Source organism: Streptomyces sp. NPDC001219, assembly GCF_053597915.1.
Genome location: NZ_JBSFJF010000128.1, coordinates 1 through 10108, shown reverse-complemented (window position 1 = coordinate 10108; position 10108 = coordinate 1). Strand labels below are relative to the sequence as shown.

9 protein-coding genes are annotated in these 10108 nt (G+C 73.7%); 3 read left to right on the top strand and 6 right to left on the bottom strand.

Annotated features, from left to right (window positions below):
- Positions 1-193 precede the first annotated feature (193 nt).
- Positions 194-1336, bottom strand: coding sequence for a glycosyltransferase family 4 protein (locus ACWC9R_RS36355; protein WP_450738083.1), 1143 nt, complete (start codon positions 1334-1336; stop codon positions 194-196).
- Between the two features lie 262 nt (positions 1337-1598).
- Here ACWC9R_RS36355 and ACWC9R_RS36350 point away from each other — a divergent pair, with 262 nt between their 5' ends.
- On the top strand, positions 1599-2921 hold the full coding sequence (locus ACWC9R_RS36350) for a glycosyltransferase 87 family protein (RefSeq protein ID WP_450738081.1): 1323 nt from the start codon (positions 1599-1601) through the stop codon (positions 2919-2921).
- Between the two features lie 15 nt (positions 2922-2936).
- On the opposite strand, the gene ACWC9R_RS36345 is transcribed toward ACWC9R_RS36350, so the two are convergent.
- The 5 genes from ACWC9R_RS36345 to ACWC9R_RS36325 form a co-directional block, all read right to left on the bottom strand.
- Positions 2937-4328: a hypothetical protein gene (locus tag ACWC9R_RS36345; RefSeq protein WP_450738079.1), complete on the bottom strand. Its 1392-nt coding sequence runs from the start codon at positions 4326-4328 to the stop codon at positions 2937-2939.
- Between the two features lie 51 nt (positions 4329-4379).
- On the bottom strand, positions 4380-5426 hold the full coding sequence (locus ACWC9R_RS36340; protein WP_450738077.1) for an NlpC/P60 family protein: 1047 nt from the start codon (positions 5424-5426) through the stop codon (positions 4380-4382).
- A gap of 272 nt (positions 5427-5698) precedes the next feature.
- Entirely contained in the window at positions 5699-6724 is a 1026-nt protein-coding gene (locus ACWC9R_RS36335) for an NlpC/P60 family protein (RefSeq protein ID WP_450738076.1), read from the bottom strand.
- A 304-nt stretch (positions 6725-7028) separates the two neighbouring features.
- Positions 7029-8402, bottom strand: coding sequence for an NYN domain-containing protein (locus ACWC9R_RS36330; RefSeq protein WP_450738075.1), 1374 nt, complete (start codon positions 8400-8402; stop codon positions 7029-7031).
- 18 nt (positions 8403-8420) lie between these two features.
- On the bottom strand, positions 8421-8660 hold the full coding sequence (locus ACWC9R_RS36325; protein ID WP_026170342.1) for a hypothetical protein: 240 nt from the start codon (positions 8658-8660) through the stop codon (positions 8421-8423).
- A 194-nt stretch (positions 8661-8854) separates the two neighbouring features.
- Between ACWC9R_RS36325 and ACWC9R_RS36320 the strand changes: the two genes are divergently transcribed.
- On the top strand, positions 8855-9634 hold the full coding sequence (locus ACWC9R_RS36320) for a rhomboid family intramembrane serine protease (protein WP_450738073.1): 780 nt from the start codon (positions 8855-8857) through the stop codon (positions 9632-9634).
- Entirely contained in the window at positions 9631-9912 is a 282-nt protein-coding gene (locus ACWC9R_RS36315) for an Lrp/AsnC family transcriptional regulator (protein WP_159746503.1), read from the top strand. The genes ACWC9R_RS36320 and ACWC9R_RS36315 overlap by 4 nt, the downstream gene beginning before the upstream one ends.
- Positions 9913-10108 lie beyond the last annotated feature (196 nt).

The window sequence follows — 10108 nt, the reverse complement described above, 5'->3', positions numbered from 1 at the left end:
CCCGATACTGGGTGTATCGGGGTGAACCCGACAACGCGGCGAGCGTGCGTGCCAGGCGCCGCGGGGCAGGCGGGAGTTTGACGACAGGTCCTAGGGGCGAGCAGCGGGCCGCTCCCCGTACCGCCGAATCCGCCGTCGTGGCCCTGCGCCGCGGCGGCGGATTCGTGCGTCCGGCCCGGCCTGCGGGGACCGCCTACAGCAGTTCCTTCAGCCGTTCCGCCAGCAGGTCCCAGCGCCACTTCTCCTCCACCCAGGCGCGGCCGCGTTCGCCCATCGAGCGGCGCAGCGCGGGGTCCCGGAGCAGGGCGACGAGGCGGTCGGCGGTGGGGGCCGGGGAGCCGCCGGGGACGACCCAGCCGGTCTCGCCCTCCAGGACGGCGTCGGGGGCGCCGCCGGAATCGCCCGCCACCACGGGCAGGCCGGTGGCCGAGGCCTCCAGGTAGACGATGCCGAGGCCCTCGACGTCGAGCCCGCCGCGGCGGGTGCGGCACGGCATCGCGAAGACATCGCCCGCGCCGTAGTGGGCCGGCAGCTCCTCCCACGGGACCGCGCCGGTGAAGCGCACCGCGTCCGCGACGCCCTTCTCCTGGGCCAGCGCGCGCAGTTCCTTCTCGTACGGGCCGCCGCCGACGATCAGCAGCACCGCGTCGGGCACCGCGGCGAGCACCGCCGGCATCGCCTCGATCAGGGTGTCCTGGCCCTTGCGCGGAACCAGCCGCGAGACACACACCACCACCGGGCGGCCGGTGAGCCCGAGCCGCTCCCGTACGGCGTCGCCGCCCGAACCGGGGTGGAAGGTCTTCTCGTCGACGCCGGGCGGCAGCTGGACCATCCGCGCGGCGGCCTCCGGGGTGAGCGCGCCGGCGATCCGCGAGCGGGTGTACTCGCCGAGGTAGGTGAGCGTGTCGGTGCCCGTACCGATCCGGCGCAGCAGTTGGCGGGCGGCCGGCAGCTGGGCCCAGCCCGCCTCGTGGCCGTGCGTGGTCGCCACCAGGCGGCGGGCGCCGGCCGCACGGAGCGCGGGCGCCATCAGCCCGAGCGGCGCCGCCGCCCCGAACCACACGGAGGAGCAGCCGTGTTCACGCAGCAGCGCGGTGGCCCGCCGGGTCACCCGCGGCGTCGGCAGCAGCATCGTCGTACGGTCCCGGATCACCGGGAAGGGCTGCTCCGCGTCGAAGGCGGCGGTGGCCGCGCGCCCCTCGGCGGTGCGCTTCCAGGTCGAGGCGTAGACCACGACCTGGGTGGGGTCCAGGCGCAGCGCCATGCTGTGCAGGAAGGCCTGGATGCCGCCGGGGCGGGGCGGGAAGTCGTTCGTGACGATCAGGGTCTTCTGCACGATGGTCTCTCGCGGGTTCGGTCTCGGCGGTCGGTCGCAGCGCTGGTGCCCGACAGTACCGGTCGGGTGGCGGCCGGTGCCCGGTGGGCGGCCGCCGGTCCGGCCGCGCCGGTGCCTCGTCTACGGTCATGACAGCCGCCACCGGCATCATGTGCGGAGCACGCGCCGGCCGCGCGGCGGGTACGGGGAGCAGCGAACGGGCGCCGGGCCGATGGCCGCGGGCGGCGCCGACGGGCAGCGGCCGAGAAGCGATGAGGTGACGATGACCAGCATCAGCAGAGCGCGCGGGGTGTGGCTCCCGGTCGCGGTCTGGGCCGTGACCCGGACCGTGGTCCTGTTGTGCGTCCTGAGAGTGCTGGTGCTGCCGGGGCCGGATGTCGCCACCGACGTCTCGGTGATCTACCGGGGCTGGTTCACCGTGCTGCAGACCGGCACCTTCCCCCTGAACGACGTGACCTGGCAGTACCCGCCGGCCGCCGCACTGGCGATCCTCTTCCCCGGGCTGCTGCCGTTCCTGGACTACACCACGGCGTTCTTCACCCTGATCCTGGCGGCGGACGCGGCGACGCTGGCGCTGCTGCTGCGGGCCGGCCGCCGGGCGGACCACCGGCCGGCCGGGGCCTGGGTGTGGATCGCGGGGGTGGCGCTCCTGGGCCCGACGGCCTACGCCCGCTACGACCTGATGGTCACCGCCGTGGCCGTCGCCGCGCTGTTCGCGGCCGTCCGGCGGCCGCGGGTGGCGGGCGCGCTGGTCGCCTTCGGGGCGCTGCTGAAGGTCTGGCCCGCGCTGCTGCTGACCGGGGCGGCGCTGCGCGGCCGCCGGGCCCGTGCCCTGTGGTGGAGCGCGGCCGGCACCGCGGCGGGGCTGACGCTGTTCTTCGTGGCCGCCGCACCGGGCGCGCTGTCCTTCCTCACCTTCCAGCGCGACCGCGGTACCGAGGTCGAGTCGCTCGGCGCGCTGGTCTTCCACGTCGCCCGCCAGTTCGGGTGGGAGGGCCAGGTGCTGCTGAACTACGGCTCGCTGGAGTTCCTCGGCCCGGGTGTCCCCTTCGTCAGCACCGTGGCGCTCACCCTGAGCCTGGCCGCCGCGGGCTGGCTGGTGCTGTGGCGGGTGCGGGTCCGGGAGCTGGGCGCGGCGACGCTGTGCGAGGCCGCCTTCACCGCCACGCTGCTGTTCACCACCACCAGCCGGGTGATCAGCCCGCAGTACATGCTCTGGCTGGTGGCGCTGGGCGCGGTGTGTGTGACCGTACGGGCCGCCCGGCAGACGCTGCCGGTGGTCCTGGTCCTGCTCGCCACCGGCGTCACACTGCTGGAGTTCCCCGTCGGGTTCGGCCAGGTCGTCGCGAGCGACCCGTGGGGCGTCGCCCTGCTGCTGGTGCGCAACGGGCTGCTGGTCGCCGCGTCGCTGCTCGCCTGCCGCCGGCTGTGGCGCGCGACGCGGGGCGACGGGCGCGGGCGGCCCGGGACGGCGGACGTGGTCCGCGCGCGCAGCGCGGCCGACGGGGACGCCGCCGCTCCCGTGGAGCTCACCGGCACCGCGGCGGCGCAGCCGCGCGCGGACGGGGCACCGACCGCGCCCTGAGCCCGTCCCCCGCCCTCACCGCGCCAGCTGTTTGCGCACATACGCCCGCCACAGCCGGGTGAACTCCGGCATGCTGACGCCCAGTTGGGTACGCATGGCGTGGTCCGTCCGGTCGGCGCGGGCCTTCGGCCGCTCCCCGGTGCGGGCGGCCGGGGTGGCGGGGCGGGGCCCGGCCGGGGCCGCCGTGGCCACCTCCATCGGCGCCCCCTCGTGGCCCGCCGGGACCCGTAGCGCGCCCTTGCCCGCCGCCCGGTAGAAGGCGAGCAGCTTGGCCTCGCCCCACTTCCCGGCGATCATCCGGCAGGCCAGCCAGCTGCCCTCGTAGGCCTTCGCCAGCCGGTCGGCGCCCGCCTTGAAGCCGAAGTCCTCGTCGGTGGGCAGCCGGGCCGGGAGCTTGCCGGCGGCGACCGCACGGGTGAGCTCGGGGGCGGTGAGGGCGGCCTTGCGGCGGATGCCGCGGTAGGCGGCCCAGTCGGCGAAGCCCTCGGAGAGCCACAGCGGGGTGGCCGGTGTGGTGGCCGTACGGGTGGCGACATGGGCGGTCTCGTGGGTGAGGACCACCCTGCGGCCCAGGTCGTTGAGCTCCTCGTACGCGTCCGGGTTGATGATCACCCGGTCCGCCGGCGCGGTCGTCGAGACGCCCGCCTCCCCGGTGGTGACCGCCGCGATCCCCGCATAGCCCGACGGGTCGTCGCTGCCCATCAGCTGCGCCATCCCCTCGACCGAGTCCGGCGCCTCCACCACGACCTTCCGCGACCACTTCCCCTTCCAGGCCGCGGAGACCGCGGGCACCGCCTGGTCCACCCGGTGCGCCAGGTCCTTCAGCCGCGCGCGCTGCGCGGTGCCGCCGAGCACCAGGCTGTAGCGGCCGCGGACCAGCCGGACCGGCCCCTGGTCCCACAGCTGGCGGGTCCCGCTGCGGCCGGCCGCAGCGCCGTCGGTGTCGGAGGAGACCAGCCAGCGGCCGTCGCGCTCGGTCAGGGTGAGGTACTGGACGGCGTGCACCGGCGCGGAGTCGAAGCCCTTGAGGCGGTAGCGCAGCCGCACCTTCGCGGCCAGCCGGGTCCGGTCGCCGTCGGCCGGGAGCGGGAAGGCGTCGGTGGAGTCGAGGTCGTAGTGCCAGTCGGTCAGCGGCACGCCCTTCAGGTGGGCGAACATCGCGCGCTGGCGCTCGCGGTAGCCGAGGGCCCGCGGGTCGACGGAGGCGAGGAAGCCCGCCGCGTCCCGCCGCTCGACGGCCCGCGCCCGGGTGTCGAGCATCCGCTGGACGTCCGGGAAGCGGGCCGTGGCGGGCGGGCCGGCCGCCGGCCCGCAGCCGGCCAGCGGGGCGAGCAGCGCGAGCAGCAGGGCGCCGCAGCCCGCCGTCGCGGCCCGCGACGGCCGCCGTCTCGCCCACCGGTGTGACATGCGGACGATCGTAGATCCGGCCCGGTCCGGGCAAAAACGCTGAGTCCCGCCTCAGGGCCTGGTGACGGCCGAGACCGGCATCATCCCGACGGGGTCGTAGCGCACCCGTGCGCCGGGGTAGGGCGCGTGGACCACTTGGCCGTTGCCGACGTACATCCCGACATGGCTGGCGTCCCCGCGGTAGATGACCAGGTCACCGGGGCGTGCCTGGGAGAGCGGCACCTGCCGGCCGGCGCCCCGCTGGGCCTGGGAGGTACGCGGCAGCGAGACTCCGGCCCGCCCGTAGGCCCATTGGGTGAGTCCGGAGCAGTCGAAGGACGAGGGGCCGCTGCTCCCCCAGGCGTACGGGGAGCCGACCGCGGCGCGCACCGCGGCGACAGCGGCGGCGGCCCGCCCGGAGGACGGTACGGCGCCGCCCAGATCCGGGGCCGCCTCCCGGTGCCCGTCGCTGCGGGAGGCGCGCGCGTAGGCCGCCCGGTCGCCCTTGGGGAGCGCGTGCAGCAGCCGTCGCGCGGTGGCCAGCTTGCCCTGCACGTCCTTCTTGTGGCGGGCGACGGCCTTCCGGCTGGTCTCCAGCTCGGCGAGCTTCCTGGTGGCCTCCCTGCGCTGCTGCTCCAGACGGCGCTGGGCCGCCCGGAGGCCGCGCAGGTCGTCCGCCTGCCTGCTGCCGATCCGGTCCAGCGCGGAGGCCTTCTCCAGGTAGGTGTCGGGCCGTTCGGAGAGCATCAGCCGGACCGTGGGGTCCACGCCGCCCGACCGGTACTGGGCGGCGGCCAGTGCGCCCAGCCTGCCGCGCATCCGGTTGACCCGCTCCTGGGCGCGGGCGGTGCGGTCCTGGAGGGCGGCGACCTCGTGGCGCAGTTCCCTGGTGCGGTCCCGGGCGGCGTTGTACTTCTCGGTGGCCCGCTCGGCCTGTACGTAGAGGCTGTCGACCCGCGCGGTCGCCGCCGCACGGCCGGCGCCCGGGTGGCCGGCGGGGTCGGCGGAGGCCGGGGACGCCGAGAGGGCGGCGGCCGCGGTCGCCAGGGCGGCCGACGCCACGGTGACTCCGGCGAGGGCGGTCTGGCTGTGCTGCGAGGTACGGCGGTGGGACACCACGAGAGCCGCACTCCTTCCATGGGGGGTCCACCCCGCTCGAGCGCAGCCGAGAGCTCGGGGGAAGCCCCTGCCGCCCGGAAGGACGGTCGGTGAACCGGGATGCTGCGCGGGCAGACAGTAGCGGCGCGGGCGCACACCGGCCAAAACGCCCCATTAGCCCGCAAAAAGCCGCCCCGCCGGTGACTGTGCAGGTCACCGGCGGGGCGGCAGGTCGGCGACCGGGGCCGCAATTCGCCCGTTCGGGCGGCAGGTTGAGGCGCTGGCGCGAGGGGTCAGACCCGCACGCCGAACGCGAACGGCATGTTGCCGATCGGCTCGTAGCGCACCGAGGCGCCCGGCTTCGGCGCGTGCAGGACCTGGCCGTTGCCCGCGTAGAGGCCGATGTGGTGCAGGTCGCCGTAGAAGAGCACCAGGTCGCCGGGCTTGAGGGCGCTCTGCGAGCCGATCCGGGTACCGGCGTTGGCCTGCGCCTGCGAGGTACGCGGCAGCGACTGGCCGGCCTGCTGGTAGGCCCAGGACGTCAGACCGGAGCAGTCGAAGGACGACGGGCCGGTGGCGCCCCAGACGTAGGGCGAACCTATCTTGGCCTGGGCGGCCTGCAGGGCGGCCGCACCGCGCTGCGAGGCCGGGACGTCGTCACCGAGGTTCACCCGCTGGTTGCTGCGGTCGGCGCGGGCCTCCTTGGCCTGCAGCGCCGCCCGCTCCTTGGCCGTCAGGGTGTTGAGCAGCTCCTGCGCCTTGCCGAGCTTGCCCTTGATCTCGTCCTTCTTGTCACCGAGCGCCTTACGCGTCTCGGAGAGGTCCTTGATCTTGCCCGCGGCCTCCGCGCGCTCCTGGGCGAGCCGGCGCTGCTTGTCCGCGACGGTCTTCAGCTCGTCGGCCTGCTTGCCGCTCAACTGGTCGAGCGTGGCGGCCTTTTCGAGGTAGGTGTCCGGGTCACCGGAGAGGAACAGCTGGACCGAGGGGTCGATGCTGCCGCTGCGGTACTGGCCGGAGGCGACCGCACCGAGGCCCTTGCGCATCTGGTTGAGCTCACCCTGGCCACGGGCCACCTTGTCCTGGAGGTCGTCGACCTCCTTCTGGAGCTTCTCCTGCTGCTCCTTGACCCCGTTGTACTTCTCGGTGGCCTGCTCGGCCTGCTCGTAGAGCTTGTCGACCTCGGACTTGACGTCCTTCTTCGACTGGTGGGGGTCGGCCTGGGCGGCCTGGGACGAAAGGGCCACGGCCGCCGCGGCGGTGGCGGTGAGCACGGTCACGCGAGTACGGCTCGGCTGCTTGGGTCGACGGTGGGACGCCACGGGGGCGAGCTCCTTCTTCCTCCAGCCGCCTACCGGGAAGTGGGGGGGGTGAGACCCCGGCTCCGCGTGAACGCCGCGGACTCGGCGGTTCCTTCACGGTTCATCCCGGTTGGATGATCAGATGCATGAAGGTTCGGGGCCTGACCTTAGTAACCGAGCTGTGATCGCTTCAAATCCTCACGGGAAAATTCTGTGTCACAAACCCCATCCTTTACCAACATCGCACAGGCAGTGAGCGCCACTTGACGCTGCGGTACGGATCATTGGCGTATTTCCCCGTCCGGCGCCCGCGGCGGGGTACCCGTCAGGTCCGGGCAAGTCGCTTGAGAAGCAGGGCCGATGCCACCGGGCGCGCCCCGGCCTTCGCCACACCGTCGGCCACTTCCCGGTCCGTGGAGACCACGACGACCGGGCGGCCGGGCGGTTCGGCCCTTACCAGCTGACGAATCAACTCATCGGCCGTTACGCCCGGTTTGCTGAACAGCACCCGGACCCCGCGCGGCGGCGCGAGCAGCACCGGCGCGGCCAGCTCCGCCCCGTCGAAGACACAGGTCATCTCGGCACCGGTCTGCGCCGCCAGCACCGCGAGCCCGCCCAGCAGGCGCAGCCGCTGCTTTTCGAGCGGCATGGTCGGATAGCCGGTTTTGGTGACGTTGTAGCCGTCCACCACCAAATGCGCCTGCGGCAGGGCGAGAAGCTGGTCGAGCAGTGCTGGGTCCATCTCCGACAGCGCCCGGGTCGCGATGTCCTTGGGCGTCATCCGGCCCGGCGCGACCGCCTCGACGGTGTCCGCCGGGTGCACGTTCGCGGGCGGCAGGGCGAGTTCGCGGCGCAGCCCCTGCGCCGCGTCCAGGACCGTGTCCAGCAGCAGCCGCAGCCGCATGTCCTCGACGCTGCGGCCCTCGCGGGCGGCCCGCCGGCTGGTCTCCAGCGTGGTCTCGACCTCGGCGATCCGCGCCTTGAGCCGGCGCACCTCGCTGTCCGCGGCGGTCTTGTCCGTGGCCGCCCGGTCCCGCGCCTCCGTCAGCGCGGCCTCGGCCTTGCGCACCGCGGCCTCACCGCGCTTGACGTCGCTGAGCGCACTGCGCAGCTTGCGCCGCAGCGACTCGTTCTCCTTGCGGACCGCCGCCAGGTCCACCCGAATCCGGTCGGCCTCCGTACGGGCCTCGCCACGCGCCTGCGCCAGTTCCTCGCGCAGCCGGGCCACCTCCCGCTCGGCCTCCTCGCCGGCCCGCTCGGCACGCGCCCGCTGGGCCTCCTCGCCGGCCGCCGCGACGAGCTTGACCCAGCCCTCGGGGCGCAGCACATAGGCCGCCGCCGCGACATCGAGCGGATCGGCGGCCGCGGGCGGGGTGCCGTGCTCCAGCGCCGCGGCCAGCTCCGCCTGCGCCTCACGCAGCTTGCCCGCGATCCGCTGCCGGAAGACCGCGTCGCTCTCCAGCGCCGCGGCCATCGCGTTGCCGGCGAACTTGGCCCGGCGGGTGGGGGTGAACCGGGCGTACTGCCGCAGCGGGGGCGGGAGTTCGGCGACCGTCAGCGCACCGAACGACTCCGCGGTGAGCGCCACGACCCGGCGCCGTACGCCCTCGGGCAGCGGTCGGTCGAGCACCTCGTCCGCCGCACCCTCGGGTACGTCGTCACGCTGGGCCCCCGGCTCCCCTTCTGGACGGTCCACCACGGCTGCATCGCTCCGATCTCAGGCGTTCGCGCCCGGACGGTCCACCAGCTCGATCTGGTCGACCGCGTTGCACCAGCGGCAGCGCACGGACTCGATGCTCTCACTGAGGACCTCGCGCTCCTCCACCTTCGGGTCCCCGGCCAGGTCCAGGTGGACGTACTCGACCACCTTCGACCGGCGGGTCACATCGAAACGTGTGAGGTTGCCGCACAGCGTGCAGCGCCACCGGGTTCCCGCCGTCGGCAGGGGAACAGCCATCGTGTCGTCCTCTTTCGTGCTCATCGTCATGTGCTGCTGCGCGGTTCACGCGGTGCGCCGTCGGACTGCGGAAGTACGCAAAGTACTGCCTGTAACCCTACGGCCTGACGGGGGCCCGCTGCGGGCCCCGCCCAGGTGCCGGGACACGGCGAGGCACTCTGTCCCGATTGCCCGCATTAAGCCATGATCACTTCATGACGGCGCCGGCCCCCACCCCTCGATCTCCCCGCTCGTCCGGTCTCCTCTCCCGCCGTCCGCCGCCCACCCGGTCCCTGACCGCGGTGTTCTCGCGGGTGACGAATGTGCTGATCGGCCTGTGCTGCGCGATCTTCGTGCTCGGCCCCGCCTCCGGCCTGATCCGGATATACGGCACCGGCGACGCCCTGTTGAAGGCGCAGACCGCCTATTTCGAGCGGTGGGGCGTGATCCCGCTGGAACTGTGGGGCGGCTCGGTACGGGCGCTGATCACTCCGCTCACCGCGTTGTTCGTCCACGGCAGCTGGCTGCACCTGCTCGGCAACATACTGTTCCTGTACGTCTTCGGCGCGATGGCCGAGGCACGCATGGGCCGGCTGCCGTTCACCGCCTTCTACCTCATCATCGGCTACCTGGCGCTGCTCGGCTACGCGGCCGCGCACGCCGGCTCCGGCCAGACGCTGGTGGGCGCCTCGGGCTCGATCTCCGGCGTACTGGGCGCCTTCCTCTACCTGTTCCCGACGGCCCGCGTCACCAGCCTCTTCCCGTTCCTCTTCTTCCTGCCGCTGCGCTTCCCCGCCTGGCTCGTGCTGCTCTTCTGGTTCGGCATCCAGTGGCAGGCCGCCCAGGACGACCCCCGCGGCCCCGGCGTCGCCTACCTCGCCCATGTCATCGGCTTCACCCTCGGCTTCCTCTACGCATGGGCCCGCTACCGGAGGGATAGTGTGGGGGCCACCAGGGCGAACGACCGGGCGACCGAGGAAGAGAGCCAGCCGTGATCACGTCGATCGTGCTCATCAAGACCAACGTGGACCAGATCCCGGAGATCGCCGAGAAGATCGCCGCACTGGACGGAGTCAGCGAGGTCTACTCGGTCACCGGCGCCCACGACCTGATCGCGATGGTCCGGGTCGCCGCCCATGACGACCTCGCGGACGTCATCCCCGGCCGCATCAGCAAGATCCCTGGCGTGGCCTCGACGGAGACGCATATTGCGTTCCGCACGTACAGCCAGCATGACCTTGAGGCCGCGTTTGCCATTGGGCTTGAGGCCTGACGTTTTCGGCGTTCCCGCCGTGGGGCCTCGCGCCGTTTCGGGTCCGCTGCGCGGGGCGTGGGTTGAGGTGATGTTTGCGGGTTCCCCGCCGTTGCGCCTGCGGCGGGCCGGTCCGCTGCGCGGGGCTGTCGGGTGCGGTGACGGGCCTCCGCGGGTGGGGTGTGCCGGACTGCTTCGCTTTACGTCCGGCACACCC

Excerpts from the sequence above, each read along its gene's own strand:
- ACWC9R_RS36350 (WP_450738081.1), top strand. The coding sequence starts at position 1,599 with ATGACCAGCATCAGCAGAGCGCGCGGGGTGTGGCTCCCGGTCGCGGTC.
- ACWC9R_RS36325 (WP_026170342.1), bottom strand. The coding sequence starts at position 8,660 with ATGGCTGTTCCCCTGCCGACGGCGGGAACCCGGTGGCGCTGCACGCTG.
- ACWC9R_RS36345 (WP_450738079.1), bottom strand. The coding sequence starts at position 4,328 with ATGTCACACCGGTGGGCGAGACGGCGGCCGTCGCGGGCCGCGACGGCG.
- ACWC9R_RS36320 (WP_450738073.1), top strand. The coding sequence starts at position 8,855 with ATGACGGCGCCGGCCCCCACCCCTCGATCTCCCCGCTCGTCCGGTCTC.